Origin of the sequence: Streptomyces sp. NPDC059166 (assembly GCF_042755185.1) — a bacterium.
Classification (GTDB): Bacteria; Actinomycetota; Actinomycetes; order Streptomycetales; family Streptomycetaceae; genus Streptomyces.
Genome location: NZ_JBHZCI010000027.1, coordinates 22,376 through 38,170, shown reverse-complemented (window position 1 = coordinate 38,170; position 15,795 = coordinate 22,376). Strand labels below are relative to the sequence as shown.

Genomic DNA, 15,795 nt, shown 5'->3' with positions numbered 1-15,795 from the left:
CGTGAACCGGGAAGCACGGCTGCCCGCCGCGCACCCTGCGCGCGGCGGGCCGTCGTGCCCTTACCGTCCTCCGGTCACGCCTTGGCGGCGTGCCCGGCGACCGGCCGGGCCTCGTCGGGGACGGTCCGGGCGCCGCGGGCGAGGATCGAGTCGAGGATCTCGCCGACCCGTATCGCGGTGTTGGAGAGCAGGGAGGAGGTGATGCCGTGGGTGTGCTCGGTTCCGCCCTGCAGGTAGATGCCGCAGTCCAGTTCGGGGTCGGTGGTCACCCGGTAGTCACGCTCCACGCGGACCCGGCCCTGGTCGTCGCGGTGGCAGTGCCGCGCGACCTCGCCGAGCAGGCCGAGACCGTCGGCCTGGAGGTAACCGGTGGCGCACACGACGACGTCGGCGTCCAGCACGCTCTCCTCACCGGTGACGAGCGACCTGACGGTGGCACGGGCCCCTTCGGGGGTCTCCGTCACTCCCGTCAGGCGTGAGACGTTGAGGAAGCGCAGCCGCTCGGCGCCCAGCACCTTCTCCTGGTATGCCTGGCGGTACAGGTCGTCGATCAGGTCGATGTCCACCACGGAGTAGTTGGTGTTGCCGTGGTAGTCCATCAGCCGGTGCTTCACGTCCTCCGGCGCGGTGAAGTACTCGTCGACCGCCTGGGGGTCGAAGATGCGGTTGGCGAAACTGCTGTCGTCCGCCGGGCTGTAGCCGTAACGGGAGAAGACCGCGCAGATCTCGGCGTCGGGGAAGCGGCGGTGCAGGTAGGCGACGTTCTCGGCGGCGCTCTGGCCCGCGCCCACGACGACGAAGCGCCGGGGCTCGGCGCCCTTCAGCCCCTCGACCCTGGCGAGTAGTTCGGAGTTGTGCCAGACACGGTCGGTGCGCTCGATACCGTCCGGCATCACGGCACGCAGGCCGGTCCCGATGACGAGGTTGCGGGCGCGGTGGACGACCAGCTCGTCACCCGACCGGGACGTGACGTCGAGGTACTCCACCACACCGTCGCGGACCACTGGTTCGACGGAGACGACCCGGTGGTCGTACGAGACCATGTCGTCGACCTTCGCCGCCGCCCACTCGAAGTAGTCGTGGAACTCCACCCGCAGCGGGAAGAGGTTCTTGTGGTTGACGAAGTCGATCAGCCGGCCCTTGCTCTGCAGGTACCGCAGGAAGCTGTACTCGCTGGACGGGTTCCGCAGCGTCACGAGGTCCTTGAGGAACGACACCTGCATCGTCGCGTCGTCGATGAGCATGCCGCGGTGCCACCCGAAGCTGCGCTGCTGCTCGAAGAAGTGGGCCGTGACCTCCTCGCCCCTCCCTGCGCGCACGTTGTGCTCGGCGAGCGCGATCGCCATGGCGACGTTCGACGGGCCGAAGCCGATACCGATCAGGTCGTGGATCAGTGGTGCGTCGCCAGGAACAGCCTGAGACATGTCACTCCCATTCATGCGGGACGGCCGCCGGCCAGGCGTCCTGTCGAGGTGGGGAAATCGGGGAGTCCAGGCACACCGGTCACCGGCAGCCGACTGGAACTTAGGTAAAGCTAACCTGATCCAGCTCCGTTGTCGACCGCGTCGCGCGGACAGTTCGCCGCAACCTCCCTCAATACGGCCCCGAAGTACGGACGTTGCAACGTTAGGTAAGCCTTGCTTTACTGGATTTGCTCATTCGCCATCCCAAGGAGGAACCCCGATGCGGGTCGTCATGTTCGGTTACCAGACGTGGGGTCACCGCACCCTCAAGGCACTCCTGGAGTCCCCGCACGAGGTCGTGATGGTCGTGACGCACCCCCGGAGCGAGCACGCCTACGAGAAGATCTGGAGCGACTCCGTCGCGGACCTCGCCGAGGAGCACGGCGTCCCCGTCGTCATCCGCAACCGGCCTGACGACGACGAGCTGTTCCAGAAGCTCAAGGAGGCCGACCCGGACATCATCGTCGCCAACAACTGGCGCACCTGGATTCCGCCGCACATCTACAACCTGCCGCGTCACGGCACCCTCAACGTCCACGACTCCCTGCTGCCGAAGTACGCGGGCTTCTCACCGATCATCTGGGCCCTCATCAACGGCGAGTCCGAGGTCGGCGTCACCGCGCACATGATGGACGAGGTCCTCGACGCGGGCGACATCGTGGACCAGCGTGCCGTTCCGGTGGGGCCCGCCGACACGGCGACCGACCTGTTCCACAAGACCGTCGACCTCATCGCCCCGGTCACCGTCGGCGCCCTGGACCGGATCGCCGCCGGCGAGACCGAGTTCACCAAGCAGGACCGCTCCCAGGCCAGCTTCTTCCACAAGCGGGCCGAGGAGGACATCCGGATCAACTGGGACTGGCCCGCGGACGTTCTCGAGCGGCTGGTCCGCGCGCAGTCCGCGCCCTACCCGGCCGCCTTCACGTTCCACAAGGGCAAGCGCCTGGAGGTGCTTGCCGCGGTGGAGTCCGAAGGCGTCTACGGCGGCACACCCGGCCGCATCTTCTACCGCGAGGGCGAGGGCGTCGTGATCGTCGCCGGCGCCGACGCCCGTACGGGCCGCAACCGCGGCCTGGCCATCACCCGCGTCCGGACCGAGGACGGCCGGGAACTCGCCGCAGCCGAGTACTTCACGTCCATGGGCGGCTACCTCTCCGCCCGCCCCTGACTCCCCCGGAGACCGCCGCCGCTGCGGGCTCGCCCCGCCCCTGCTTGACTGGAGGCAGACGGGCCGACGGGGGTGGCCGCGGCACCGGTCCGGACACCCGAGGACGGCGGTGCGCGATGCCCAAGCTGCTGATCGTGGACGACGACGCCGTGTCGGTACGGGCGCTGCGCGAGGTTCTCGTGGGGCACGGATACGACGTGGTCGCCGCGACGGACGGGCGCGACGGCCTGCGGCTGCTGTTCGAGGAGACGCCCGATCTGATGATCCTGGACCTGCTGGTGTCCGGGCTGAACGGGTGGAGGGTCCTCGCGCGCGCCCGGGACATGAGCGATCTGCCGGTCCTGGTGCTGTCCGGGCTGAGCGCCGTCGAGGACCGGGTGCGCGCCCTGCGGGCGGGGGCGGACGACTACGTGGGCAAGCCGTTCCACCACGAGGAGCTGCCGGCACGGGTCGAGGCGCTGCTGCGCCGGGCAGGCTTGAGGAACTGGGCGGGCGAGCGGGCGGGGGAACATCTGCGTCTCGTACCGGAGCGCCGAGCCGCCGTGTGGTACGGCGGAGAGGTCCGGCTCAGCGACCTCGAGTACCGCCTCCTGCAGCTGCTCGTCCGCAGCCGGGGCCGGGTCGTGCCGTCGGAACTTCTGCTGGCGCGGGTGTGGGGGGACAGCTCCGCGGTGGGTCGTGACCGGGTGAAGTTCGGGATCCTCCGGCTGCGCCGCAAGCTGCGAGACGCGGCGGGGCCGCGGGGCCGGGACCCGGTCGAGGCGGTGAGGGGCGTGGGCTACCGCTTCGTCGTCGGCGAGGACGGCGCGGGCGACCAGGCCGTAGCTCCCTCCCCCGCCGGACCAAAGACCCGGGCAGAACGTCACGAAACGGGTTGAAACGGAAATGACAACCGTTCGGCAACCGTCGAGCAACGGTTACCGCAACCGTGCTCGGCAACCCTCGGCCTCATGAGCCTCCTCCCTGATCGCAGCGTCGCCGTCGTCCTGGGAACCCGTCCCGAGCTGGTCAAGCTCGCCGAGCTGATCCGGCTGCTCGGGCCGGCCGCCCGCGTCGTGCACACCGGGCAGCATTTCGACGACTCCCTGTCCGGGGACTTCCTGGACGAGCTGGGCCTGCCCGAGCCGGAATACCTGACCGGAGTGGGCGGACAGCCCAGGGCCGTACAGGTGGCGGAGGCCCTGGCCGGGCTCGACGAGCGCTTCTCCGCCGAGCCGCCGCTCGCCGTCGTGGTCCAGGGCGACACCAATGCCGCCCTGTCCGGCGCGCTGGTCGCGAACGCGCGGGAGATCCCGCTCGTCCATGTCGAGGCAGGGTTGCGGAGTCACGACCGCGCCATGCCCGAGGAGCACAACCGGGTGCTCATCGACCGGCTGGCGGACGTCCTGTGCGCGGCGACGCCCCAGAACCGCACACTGCTGCTCGACGAGGGTGTGACCGACGACCGGATCAGGGTCACCGGCAACACCGTGGTCGAGGCGGTCCACGACCATCTGCCGTCCCGGCGGGAGCGCGCGCGCATGCTCGCCGGGCGCGGACTCTCCCCGGACGGATACGTCCTCGCCACGGTGCACCGCCCGGAGAACACGGACGATCCGGCCGTCCTGGCGGCCGTCCTGGGTGAACTCGTCGTGATCAACCGCGAACTGCCTGTGGTCATGCCGCTCCACCCGCGCACCGGGGCCCGTGCGGAGGCCGCAGGACTGCGTCCCCTGCTCGACGAGCTGACGGTGCTCGATCCGGCCGGCTACGGGACCTTCCTCGCCCTGGCCAGGCACGCCGCCCTGATCGTCTCCGACTCCGGCGGGATCCAGGAGGAGACCACCGTGCTCGGACGGCCGCTGGTGGTGGTCCGCCGGTCCACGGAGCGGCCGGAGGCGCTCGCGGACTTCGCCGACCGGGTGGAACCCGGCCCGGCGATCGAGGAGGCGGCGCACCGGCGTCTCGCGGCGGGGCCGGAGGAACTGCGCCGACTGGGCTCGCTCCCCAGCCCGTACGGGGACGGAACGGCCTCCCGGCGGATCGCGAGCCTGATCAGGGACCTCTCCCAGCCCTCGGAGCCGGCGGCGGCCGTTCGGTCCGACGCGGCTCCGGTCGCCGCCTGACCACCACGGACCGAAGGTCGCCGCCCGACCGCACGGACCGACCGTCGCCGACGGTTCGCCGTGTCGATCGCGCACCACCATCCGCCCCGCCTGCCTTCTGGAGGGCCGCGTGATTCCGGAGTTCTTCCTCTACGTCTTCCCCTTCCTCCTGCTCGGCGCCTTCCTCCTCTACTGGACCGGTTCCCGGCACGCCTACGCCCGCCGCAGTCCTTCCCCCCGGGGTGAGGCCGGTGACTGGGACTGGCACTTCTTCGTGCCGTGCCGGGACGAGGAGGCCGTGATCGCCGCCACGGTCGACCGGCTGCGCGGCGACTTCCCCGACGCGCACGTCTGGGTCATCGACGACGCCAGCGACGACCGCACCGGCTCGATCGTGTCGGATCTGGCCTCCGGGGACCCGCGCGTACGGCTGGTCTCCCGCCGCAGGCCGGATGCCCGGATCGGCAAGGGAGCCGCCCTCAACTCCGCGTACGACGCCCTCGACACGCATCTGGGCCCGGCGGACCGGGAGCGGGTCGTCGTGTGTGTCGTGGACGCCGACGGACGGATGTCGCCGGACGCGCCGGCCCGTGTCAGCGGGCCCGCGGGCTTCTCCGACCCGGAGGTGGGCGGTGTGCAGATCGGGGTGCGCATGAGGAACGTCGACGACCACCGCCCCCTGGAGGGCCGCGGCCGGCTCGCCAACGCCTACGCCCGACTGCTGATACGTATGCAGGACGTCGAGTTCGCCGTGTCCAACACGGGTATGCAGCTGCTCCGGGGCCGTACCGGCTCCGTCGGGCTGGGCGGGAACGGCCAGTTCACCCGCCTCGCGGCACTCGACCGGATCGCCGCCTCCGAAGGCCGCCCGTGGCAGCAGGACGCCCTGCTGGAGGACTACGAACTCGGCCTGCAGATGCGCCTGGCCGGCTACCGGATCACCCATGTCGCGGACACCTGGGTGACCCAGGAGGCACTGCCGTACACCCGGCGCTTCCTCACCCAGCGCACGCGCTGGGCCCAGGGGAACATCCAGTGCGTGCGGTACGCGGGCAGGATCGTCGGCTCCCGCCACTACCGCGCCCGGGGCGTGCTCGAATCGCTGTACACGTTCTTCCAGCCGATCGCGCATCTGGCGATCCTCGCGATGAACGCGGTCCTGCTGTCCGTACTCCTCGCCGGAGTGGCCGCCGGCGCCGGGCTGTTCGCGGCCTGGCCGCTCGCCCTGGCGCTCGCGGCACTCTCCGTCCTGCCGTTCCTCTCCTGGGGCCCCGTCTACCGGCGTGATTTCGCACCGGACCGTTCGCGCCTCGCGGGCCTGCTGTGGGGAGCCGCGCTCTGGCTGTACGCCTACCACCTGTTCATCGTCTCGGCCAGGGGCTCCGTACGGCTGCTCCGCGGACGGACCGGGTGGGCCAAGACCCGCCGCAACGCCGAGCCGGCGGGTGGTCCGACGGCCGGCGAGGCCTGAGGGAAGGCACACGCCGGGCCCGACCGGACACCGCCGGCCCCTGGCATCCGCTCCTCGGCCGCGCTCACGCCGACGAGCAGTTGTCCGGACGGGCGCGGCCGCCCTCCGGGGCCCGCTGAACGCGCCCGGGATGGACGGCCGCCGGACGGATCACCGGAGTTCCTCCATTTCATGACGTGACGTCAGCAAGGGTGTCCCGTAAGCCCGGAGGCCGCGCTAGGCTTCCCGTGTCGTCCGCCCCGCGGGGATGCCGGGAGCGTGCAGCCCGCTGTCGGCTCCGCGACGCGCTTCGCGCCCCGGCCGTCTGCGACTTGGAGTCGAGTTGACCACCTCACCGGACCGCTCCGGACCTGTCGCGCCACACCGGATGGACCCTTCCGGAGTGTGTCCGCACGCGGTGAACGCCCGGCTGCTGAGCGAGGGTTCCGTCGCCGACGTGCTGCTCCCAGGGGACGTGAAGGGTGTCGCGGTCCTCGGACACGACGCGCTCAGGGAGTTCCTCGCGCACCCCGATGTGGCCAAGGACGTGCGGCACTTCGCGGCTCTGCGGGCCGGCGAGATCCCGGACGGCTGGCCGCTGAGGACGTTCGCGACGGTGCAGGGGATGACCACCGCCGACGGGGCCGACCACCGGCGGCTGAGGTCGCTGGTGAGCAGGGCCTTCACCACGGCCCGGGTGGAGGAACTGCGGCCCCGTATCGAGGCGTTGACCGCCTCGCTGCTGGACGGACTCGACCGGGAGGCCCGCGCCGGTGACGGCGTCGTGGACCTGCGCACGCACTTCGCGTTGCCTCTGCCCATGGGAGTCGTCTGCGAACTGCTGGGCGTGGACGCGGAACACCACGACCGGTTGCACCGGCTCTCCGATCAGCTGGTCGCCACCGACATCGGGCCCGCGGAAGCACTCGCGGCCAACCGGGAGATGGTGGACGTCCTGAGCGGCGTCGCGGCCGCCCGCGCCGAGAATCCTGGGGACGATCTCGTCAGCGCACTGATCGCGGCCCGTGAGGCGGACGGTGACCGGCTGGGCGAACACGAGCTGATCGGCACTCTGATGCTCATGGTCGTCGCGGGTCACGAGACGACACTCAATCTGATCACCAACGCCGTACGGGCCCTGTGCACCCACCCGGACCAGCTGGAGCTCGTCAGGGCGGGCGAGGCGACCTGGGCGGACGTGGTGGAGGAGACCCTGCGCTGGGACAGCCCCGTCAGCTACTTCCCCTTCCGCTACCCGACCCGTGACCTCGTGCTCGACGGCACGCTGATACCCGAGGGCACCCCGGTTCTCGCCGGCTACTCGGCCGCGGGCCGCGACCCGCGCGCCCACGGGCCGGATGCCGACCGGTTCGACCTCACGCGGCGGCGCGGGACGCGACACCTCTCACTGGGCCACGGAACGCACTACTGCCTGGGGGCTCCGCTGGCCCGCATGGAAGGCGCCGTGGCCCTCGGCCGGCTCTTCGAACGCTTCCCCGACCTGAGCCTCGCCGCTCCGGACGCCGGACTTCCGCGCCACGCGTCCTTCGTGGGCAACAGCGTGCGGGAGCTGCCCGTGCGGCCGCTCGGCCGCACCGCCTGAGGCGACGGACGGCACACACGGCCCGGTGCCGGTAAGTCCCCCGGCACCGCACCTGCCGGGTGGCCACCGCGGCCTTCGACGCCGCGCCGCACGCACCCCCGCTCCGGTCCGCCCGGGACGGCACATCCCTTCGGCTCTCCTCCCTCCCCCGGAGCCTTCCCGGGTCCCACCTCAGGCATGACCGGCGCACGGCCGTGAGGGTGGACGACGACGGGGTGGTGTACGGCGCACCGCGTGGTGCGGGGCTGTCCGGCGAGGCCGCGTCCGCCGTGGAGCCCTCACACAGCGGGCTGCCCTGTCGCGATCCGGAACGCCTCCTCCCGGCCGGGCACTTCGGGATGGACACCCAGCCGCACGACGGCGGGCTCCGGCTCACACCATGAGCCGTCACTTCCCGGGTGCTCCGCAAGCTGCCCTGACCTCTGGCGCCACCGCGCACCACGGCACACTCCGGCCCCGGCCTCACAGGGCCTCCGCCGTATCGCCCCGGCCGGACGGGCGACCGGCAGGGACCCGACGGGAGCCGAGGCGGAATCAGGCACGCCCACCCCACCCGACGGCGCTCCCGGGTGCAGGCCGAGCCAACCGCCCCCTGTTGTAGCTATCACCAAAAACGATCTGCTCCTCGTTCATACCTTCCGCCGTGCGATGTGCCAGCCCGTCATCACTGGCCCGCCGCACCGCCCGATTCCTTCGCTCGTCGCTGTTCGCGCAAGTCGCCCTCGCCCTGCTGCTGGGGGTCGTCGTCGGGCGCCTGTGGCCCCAGGTTGGGTCCGCCGTACAGCCGTTGGGCGACGGCTTCGTCAGGCTGATCAAGGCGATGATCGCGCCGCTCGTCTTCTGTGTGGTGATCGCCGGTATCGCGAAGGCCGGCGATCTCAAGGCCTTCGGGCGCATAGGCATCAAGGCGCTCATCTGGTTCGAGGTGGCGACCACCCTCGCTCTCGCCGTCGGCCTCCTCGCGGGCAACCTCGTCTCGCCGGGCAGCGGAATGAACGTGGACCCGGCATCGCTCGACGCCTCGGCCGTCGACGAGAAGACCGGTGGCGAATCCCTGCCGTCGACATCCGAGTTCCTGCTGCACTCCCTGCCGGACAGCGCGGTCGGCGCGTTCGCGGAGAACTCCCTGCTCCAGGTCCTCGTGCTCGCCTGCCTGGTGGGTGCGGCCCTCCTCCACCTCGGACAGAAGCGGGTGCCGGCGATCCTTCCGGCGATCGAGCAGGCCCAGGAGGTCGTGTTCGCGGTCGTCGGCTTCATCATGAAGCTCGCCCCGGTGGCGGTCTTCGGCGCGACCGCCCACCTCATCGGCGAGTACGGACTGGGCGCGCTGTCGACGTACGGCAAGCTGATCGGCGTCTGCTACGCCGTCGCCCTGGTGTTCCTCGTCCTTCTCGGCGTGGCTCTGAAGGCGTTCACCGGGGTCAGCCTGTGGAAGTTCGTACGCTACACACGCGAGGAGATGCTCCTCGCCCTGGGCACCGCGTCCAGCGAGGCGGTCATGCCCCGGATGATGCAGAAGCTCCGCCAGGCTGGATGCCGCGAGGACGCCGTCGGACTCGTGCTCCCGACGGGCTACTCCTTCAACCTCGACGGCGCGTCGATCTACCTGTCCATCGGCACCCTGTTCATCGCGCAGGCCGTCGGCGTCGACCTGACCCTCGGTCAGCAGATCACCGTCGTCGTGGTGCTGATGCTGACGAGCAAGGGCATGGCGGGTGTTCCCGGTTCCGCCTTCCTCGCGCTGTCGGCGACGGCGTCCGCCCTCGGCGTGATCCCCGCCGGCGCGGTCGCCCTCCTGCTCGGGGTGGACCGCATCATGGACACCATGCGCGTCGCGACCAATCTCCTCGGGAACTGCGTCGCCGTCTTCGCGGTCTCCACGTGGGAGGGCGCCCTCGACAAGGAGCGGATGCGCAAGGTGCTGGACGGCGAGATCGCCTTCCGGCCAGAGGCGGAGCCCCCGACGGCTCCCGGCTCCGTAGCCTCCGGCGACAGCACGGCTCCTGAGACGGAAGACCGCGCGCCGGGCGGAGGGAGCCGCGCCTCGGACCACGCGCCCTCCGCCGCAGGGCAGCCGGGCGGAATCTGATCTCAGGACGCTTCAGCCGGCGCCGTGGGCGCGGGGCGGTCAGGACTCCCGCCGTCACGCGTCTCACGGCCCGGTGCTTCGGGCACGACCGGCGAATGCAGCGTCCTGCCCGCAGCGCGCAGCGCGCCCACGGCGGCGCGGATCGACGGCCTGCGGTCGGCGTCCCTCCGCCAGACCGCGTGGACATGACGGCGCATCGGCTGCCGCACGGGCACCAGCCGCACCCCCTCCGGGACCGACCCCCGGCCCAGTCTCGGTGCGACACAGACACCGAAACCGGCGGCGATCAGGGCGAGTTGAGTGTGGTGCTCCCCGGCCAGATGCGCGATACGGGGCTCCACCCCCTTGGAACGCAAGGTGAACGTCAGCCACTCGTAGCAGAACTCCCCCTCCGGCCAGGACACCCAGTCGTCGTCGGCGAACTCCTCTATGTCCACCTCGGTCCGTCCGGCGAGTGGGTGACCGGCGGGCATGGCGATGTCCGGTGCGTCGTCCAGGAGTTCGGCCTTGGCCAAACCTCCGGGTACCGGCAGCCGCTTGTTGCTCCAGTCGAGCACCACCGCGAGGTCGATGTCCCCGCGCAGCACCGCGCGGATGCCGTCGTCCGGCTCCAGTTCCGTGGTGCGCAGAACCAGTTCGGGATGTTCGCCGCGGAGCGCGGTGAGCGCCGCGGGGAAGAGCCCTCGGGCCGCCGTGGGAAAAGCGGCGATGCGGACCTCGCCCACCACCATGCCCCGCTGTGCCTCGATGTCGGCCTGGGCCGTCGCCACCTGGGAGAGGATCTTCGCCGAGTGGTCGGCGAGCAGCCTGCCCGCGTCGGTGAGGCGCACCCCGCGCCCGTTCCTGGCCAGGAGCCGCTGGCCGACCTCCCTCTCGAGCTTCGCCATCTGCTGCGAGACGGCGGATGTGGTGACATGCAGGGCGTCGGCAGCACCGCTCACCGAGCCGTGCCGTGCCAGGGCGTCCAGGGTCCGCAGGCGCTCCAGATTCAACATGTAAGCAATGCTACGCAAGGTGCGGCAACAAGTCTCACTTGTCCTACACGGTCGCCTTGGCCAGGATGGCCACATGACCGCCACCACCGCGACGGCGCCCGCAGCCCCGCAGTCGCCCGCCACCTCCCCCGGCATCCCCCTCGCAGGGCACCTCTCCGGTCCGCCGGTTCCGCGGCGAACCGTGGACTGGCGCATCCGTTTCGCCGCACTTTCGCTCATCTGGGGATTCAGCTTCCTGCTGATCAAGGTGGGCACCGACGGGTACGCCCCGCTCCAGGTGACGTTCGGCAGGCTGCTCTCCGGCACGGCGGTCCTGGCGGTCGCGATGGCGGTGCGCCGGGAGCGCCCGCCCCGCTCGCTCCGGACCTGGGGGCACCTCTGCGTCGCGGCGTTCTTCCTCAACGCGCTGCCGTTCTCGCTCTTCGCGTACGCCGAGCTGACGATCCCCTCGACACTCGCCGGGATCTGCAACGCGACCTCCCCCCTGTGGGGCATGGCCCTGTCCGTCGTGGCGCTCTCCGAGGACCGGCCGACCCGCCGCCGCGTGGCAGGGCTGGGCCTGGGGTTCATCGGCGTGCTGACCGTGCTGGGTGCCTGGCAGGGGTTCTCGGGGCTCGACGCGACCGGCACGGTGATGGCTCTGCTGGCCTCGCTGAGCTACCCGGTCGGCTGGATCTACGTCCGACGGACGCTGGCGGGGACCGGCAGTTCCACCCTCGCCCTGACGGGCGGTCAGCTGTTTCTCGGGACGGCGCAGCTGGCCCTGGTCGTGCCCGCCGCCACCGCCCGGCCCGAGCACTTCCCGCTGTCGGCGACGCTGGCCGTCGTGGCCCTGGGAGCGCTCGGCACCGGCCTCGCCGTCCTTCTCCAGTACGGCCTCGTCGAGGAGGTCGGCCCCACGACGGCGCAGATGGTCACCTACTTCATCCCCGTGATCGCCACGGCGGCCGGAGTCGGCCTGCTCGGTGAACAGCTGAGCTGGAACACGCCCGTGGGCGCCCTCGTGGTCCTGCTCGGGGCCGCTCTCACACAGAGCAGGGCACGGATCCCGGCCGGGACACAGCCTCCCCCGCACCGCCGCGATCAGCCGTAGCTCACGGGGGCGGCGGGCCGCGCCGCCCCCGCCAGAGCGTCCGCCAGCGGTTCGACGTCGTCGAGGGCCAGCGGGGACACCGTCAGTCGCACCCCCTGCGCGGACGCCAGCCGGAAGCGTGCGCCCGGAGCGACCGCCCAGCCCGCGTGCAGCATCCTGGCCACCGTCCCTGTCTCGTCACTCACCGGCACCCAGACGTTCATGCCGGTCCTCCCGTACGCCGCGACTCCTCGCTCGGCCAACGCACCCACCAGGGCATCGCGCCGCTCGCCGTAGGAACGGGCGACCGCGGCCACATCCACGGCGCCCGTTTCCCACAGGTGCGCCACCGCGCACTGAAGCAGTCCGCTGACCCAGCCCGGCCCCAGCCGCTGACGCCCCGTCACCCGGTCCACGGTGAGCTCGTCCCCGGTCACCACCGCGAGCCTCAGGTCCGGGCCGTACGCCTTGGAGACGGACCGCACGAAGGCCCAGCGCTCGGTCACCCCCGCGAGCGGGCGCACCGGGACGTCGACGATCGCGTGGCCGTGGTCGTCCTCGATCAGGAGCAGACCGGGATACCCGCGGAGGACGGACCGCAGCTCGCCGGCCCGCCGTTCACCCACGGCGGCCCCGGTCGGATTCTGCGCCCTGCCGGTGACGACGAGTGCGGCGGCACCGGCCCGAAGGGCACGTTCGACCTCCCCGGGCAGGGGGCCCTCCTCGTCCAGGGCGACCGGTACGACCCGCATGCCGAGTGCCGGCACGAGGTCCAGCAGAGCACCCCAGCCCGGGTCCTCCACGGCGACGGAGTCGCCGGGCTTGAGATGGGCGGCGAGCACCCGCTCGATGGCGTCGAGCGCCCCGGAGGTGACTGCCAGGGGCCCGCCGGGGACCCCGTCGGCGTCCAGCCCGGACCGCGCCATCGCCCCCAGCTCCGGCACGACCGCGGCCTGCCCGTACAGGCGAGCGCTCCGGGCGTGCCGCGCCGCCGCCGACGCGAGCGCCTCGCCCAGCCCGGGAAGGAGTGCGGTGTCGGGGTTGCCCGCGCCCAGGTCCCGCACGCCCGCCGGAGCCTCCACCCTCAGCGAACCGCGGGAGGTACTCGCGGGGCGCGGCCGCACCCTGCTCCCCCGGCGCCCCGCCGTCTCGATCACCCCGCGCTCACGCAGCATCCGGTACGCGGCTGCCACGGTATTGGGATTCACCCCGAGGAGAGTCGCCAACTCACGCATGGGCGGAAGCACTTGGCCTGGGGCCAGTTCACCCGATGCGACTCCACGCTCGACGCTCGCGGCAATCTCGGCTGCGCGGCGCCCGCTGATCAGATACTCTCCTAGCACAAACACGATTATGCACTAGTGCAATGGAGTACGCAATGCCGGACAGCACCAGCCTCCCCCAGGAAGCCGCCTACGAGCCGTCGGAGCGTACGGTCCCCAGTCGCGCGAGGCAGCGCGCCGCGTACGACCACGAGACGGTCCACTCGATACTCGACGCGGCCTACCTCTGCCACCTCGGCTTCGTCCGGGACGGGGCGCCCGTGGTCCTCCCCACCCTGTTCGGCCGCGTGGGGAGTCGGCTGTACGTGCACGGATCGACCGGATCCCGTCCACTGCGAGCGGCCGGTCAGGCAGACCCCGGCCTGGCCGTCTGCCTGACCGTGACGCATGTGGACGCACTGGTGCTGGCCAGGTCGGCGTTCCACCACTCGATGAACTACCGCTCCGTGGTGGTGCACGGCACGGCCCGCACGGTGACCGACCCGGACGAGCGGCGGATCGCCCTCGACGCCATCGTCGACCAGGTGGTGCCCGGCAGGTCGAAGGACTCCCGCCCCGCCGACGCCAGGGAACTGGCGGCCACCGCGGTGATCCGCCTGGACCTCGACGAGGTCTCCGCCAAGATCCGCACGGGCGGCCCGAACGACGACCCCGAGGACCTCTCGCTGCCTCACTGGGCGGGCGTCGTGCCGCTCACCAGGGGCTACTCGGCACCCGTGCCGTCCGACGACCTGGACCCCTCGATCGAGGTGCCGGACTACCTCGCCTCCCTCTGACCGCCGGACACACCGCGGACGCGGGCGAGCGGGGCGAGGCCCGGGACCCCGGTGCCGGGGACCGCGGGACAAGAACCGCCCCGGCGCGATCGGCTGGACCTGCGCTCTCGGGGCGGCGGGGCGTCCCGCACCTCCGCCCGAAGGGCTGTCCCTACGAGGCCGGCGGCCGGACCCCGCCCGTCGGCTCGTACAGGTCCGCCACCTCTGCGGCGGGAGCGCCCGCACCTGAGGCCACCGGCCCCGACGGGGCCCTGGGAGCCGAGGACTGCGCGATGAAGGCCCCGATCAGGACCACTCCGCCGCCCACGAGCTGGGGCGCGGAGAGATGCTCGCCGAGCAGGAACCACGCGAGCACGGTGGCGATGACGGCCTCGAGGCACGCGACGACACCGGCGACCTGCGGGGACAGCAGCCGCACCGACACCACGCCGGTGACGTAGGCGAGCACCGTCGCCAGCAGCACGATCCAGCCGAGCAGCAGCCACGCGGGTACGTCCCGCCCGTCCATCGAGGCATCCGCGCCGAGCACCGCCCAGTCCATCCCCCAGGGCCTGGCCACGACCGTGAGCACCGCCGCACCGGCCAGCAGACCGTACGCGATCACCCCGACGGGGTGCGGAGGCACGGTGTCCGACGCACCACCGTGCCCGGCCCCCTGGTCGGAGAGCACGAAGTAGCCCACCTGACAGCAAGCCGCGCCCAAGGCCAGCAGCAGCCCCACCGCGTCGAAGGACAGGCCGGCCCACACCTCGACGACACAGGCGAGCCCGCCGACGGCGAGCACCACACCCGCCGCGGCGGCACGGGTGACGGGCCGCCTCTGCACGAAGCGCACCCACCCCAGGACCAGGGCGGGCGCCAGGTACTCCACGAGCAGGGCGACACCCACCGGGATTCGGGAGATCGACGCGAAGTAGAAGGCCTGCACCCCTGCGACGGCGAACAGTCCGAAACCGGCCAGCAGCACGGGACGCTCGCGCACCAGCCGCCGGTGCCGCCACGCGACCGGAAGCATGACGAGCGCCGCACCGGCCACGCGCAGCCAGACGACGTGCAACGGGTCCAGACCCGCTTCGATCAACGGCTTGGCCGCCACCCCTGAACCACCGAACGCGAAGGCCGAGGCGAGGGCCAGGCCCAGTCCCGCGCTTTTTCCCTGAGACAGCTGCATCGGCACATGATGGCAGCAGGGGTCAGCAGCGTCACCCCCGTGACACCTGTCCTCCGCGTGTTCATGATCACCCTGGCGCGGATCGCGCGCCTGCCCGGCCAGCCGCACGGACGGCCAGGGAGTGAGCGGCGACACCGGCACGCTCCAGCACCTCGACAGCCCTGCAGTCCGGATCGGCGGCGAGCGCAGCCAGGAGGTCCAGCCCGTTCGCGTACGCATCCCCGCGGAGCCGCGCGGCTCGCGCGGCACGGTCCATCGCCGCCCCGGCCGCCGGCGACCACCCCTCACCCACGGACCCCGGCGCAGCCGCCCGGCCTGCCCCCTCCTGCGTCCGCCGCCACCGCAGCCCGTACCCGATGCTCCGCTGCACCAGGTACCCAAGAACCCTGACGATCCGGTCCCCCTCGCCGAAGACCTCCCGGGCCTCGGGATCCGCCTCCAGCAGCGAGTGCAGGAGGTGGGCCGTGTCGACCATCCGATCGTCGTCGCGAACCGCTCTGCGCCGCGCCGCCGCCGTCACCGCGCTCATGGCCGCGCTCAGGTCCTCGCCGGCGGACGGGCGGCTGGGCGGGACCTGTTCGGGAAGCTTCTGCGACATCCGGGACTGCACCAACCCACCCCATCAGCCATCCGCCACGGGC

General features: G+C 71.9%; 13 protein-coding genes. 8 read left to right on the top strand and 5 right to left on the bottom strand.

Translation table 11 applies throughout. The features are described 5' to 3' along the window. Nucleotides 1-74 precede the first annotated feature (74 nt). A complete protein-coding gene (locus ACFXOA_RS20875) occupies nt 75-1,424 on the bottom strand; it encodes a lysine N(6)-hydroxylase/L-ornithine N(5)-oxygenase family protein (RefSeq protein ID WP_385030379.1) in 1,350 nt (449 codons plus the stop codon). A 259-nt stretch (nt 1,425-1,683) separates the two neighbouring features. Here ACFXOA_RS20875 and ACFXOA_RS20870 point away from each other — a divergent pair, with 259 nt between their 5' ends. The 6 genes from ACFXOA_RS20870 to ACFXOA_RS20845 all read left to right on the top strand — a co-directional run bounded on the left by ACFXOA_RS20870 (nt 1,684) and on the right by ACFXOA_RS20845 (nt 9,857). Beyond that, nucleotides 1,684-2,631, top strand: coding sequence for a methionyl-tRNA formyltransferase (locus ACFXOA_RS20870; protein ID WP_385030376.1), 948 nt, complete (start codon nt 1,684-1,686; stop codon nt 2,629-2,631). 116 nt (nt 2,632-2,747) lie between these two features. Continuing rightward, on the top strand, nt 2,748-3,509 hold the full coding sequence (locus tag ACFXOA_RS20865) for a response regulator transcription factor (protein WP_385030373.1): 762 nt from the start codon (nt 2,748-2,750) through the stop codon (nt 3,507-3,509). 72 nt (nt 3,510-3,581) lie between these two features. Further along, nucleotides 3,582-4,736: a non-hydrolyzing UDP-N-acetylglucosamine 2-epimerase gene (gene wecB, locus ACFXOA_RS20860; RefSeq protein ID WP_385030370.1), complete on the top strand. Its 1,155-nt coding sequence runs from the start codon at nt 3,582-3,584 to the stop codon at nt 4,734-4,736. 109 nt (nt 4,737-4,845) lie between these two features. Continuing rightward, nucleotides 4,846-6,186, top strand: coding sequence for a glycosyltransferase (locus tag ACFXOA_RS20855; RefSeq protein WP_385030367.1), 1,341 nt, complete (start codon nt 4,846-4,848; stop codon nt 6,184-6,186). A gap of 367 nt (nt 6,187-6,553) precedes the next feature. Continuing rightward, nucleotides 6,554-7,768, top strand: coding sequence for a cytochrome P450 (locus ACFXOA_RS20850; RefSeq protein ID WP_385030534.1), 1,215 nt, complete (start codon nt 6,554-6,556; stop codon nt 7,766-7,768). A 643-nt stretch (nt 7,769-8,411) separates the two neighbouring features. Beyond that, on the top strand, nt 8,412-9,857 hold the full coding sequence (locus ACFXOA_RS20845; RefSeq protein ID WP_385030364.1) for a cation:dicarboxylate symporter family transporter: 1,446 nt from the start codon (nt 8,412-8,414) through the stop codon (nt 9,855-9,857). A gap of 2 nt (nt 9,858-9,859) precedes the next feature. Here ACFXOA_RS20845 and ACFXOA_RS20840 read toward each other — a convergent pair whose 3' ends face one another. Continuing rightward, entirely contained in the window at nt 9,860-10,852 is a 993-nt protein-coding gene (locus ACFXOA_RS20840) for a LysR substrate-binding domain-containing protein (protein ID WP_385030361.1), read from the bottom strand. Between the two features lie 73 nt (nt 10,853-10,925). On the opposite strand from ACFXOA_RS20840, the gene ACFXOA_RS20835 reads away from it, so the two are divergent. Continuing rightward, nucleotides 10,926-11,945, top strand: coding sequence for a DMT family transporter (locus tag ACFXOA_RS20835; RefSeq protein WP_385030358.1), 1,020 nt, complete (start codon nt 10,926-10,928; stop codon nt 11,943-11,945). Here ACFXOA_RS20835 and ACFXOA_RS20830 read toward each other — a convergent pair. Beyond that, nucleotides 11,936-13,267 carry an aminotransferase class I/II-fold pyridoxal phosphate-dependent enzyme gene (locus tag ACFXOA_RS20830; protein ID WP_385030355.1) on the bottom strand — a complete coding sequence of 444 codons (1,332 nt, stop codon included), beginning with the start codon at nt 13,265-13,267 and terminating at the stop codon, nt 11,936-11,938. The two genes, ACFXOA_RS20835 and ACFXOA_RS20830, sit on opposite strands and share 10 nt — an antisense overlap. A 23-nt stretch (nt 13,268-13,290) precedes the next feature. Here ACFXOA_RS20830 and ACFXOA_RS20825 point away from each other — a divergent pair, with 23 nt between their 5' ends. Next, nucleotides 13,291-13,983: a pyridoxamine 5'-phosphate oxidase family protein gene (locus ACFXOA_RS20825; RefSeq protein WP_385030352.1), complete on the top strand. Its 693-nt coding sequence runs from the start codon at nt 13,291-13,293 to the stop codon at nt 13,981-13,983. A 151-nt stretch (nt 13,984-14,134) separates the two neighbouring features. Here ACFXOA_RS20825 and ACFXOA_RS20820 read toward each other — a convergent pair whose 3' ends face one another. Together ACFXOA_RS20820 and ACFXOA_RS20815 are read right to left on the bottom strand one after the other, a co-directional pair. Next, nucleotides 14,135-15,154, bottom strand: coding sequence for a DMT family transporter (locus tag ACFXOA_RS20820; protein ID WP_385030349.1), 1,020 nt, complete (start codon nt 15,152-15,154; stop codon nt 14,135-14,137). A gap of 67 nt (nt 15,155-15,221) precedes the next feature. Next, on the bottom strand, nt 15,222-15,752 hold the full coding sequence (locus ACFXOA_RS20815; protein ID WP_385030346.1) for a Clp protease N-terminal domain-containing protein: 531 nt from the start codon (nt 15,750-15,752) through the stop codon (nt 15,222-15,224). Nucleotides 15,753-15,795 lie beyond the last annotated feature (43 nt).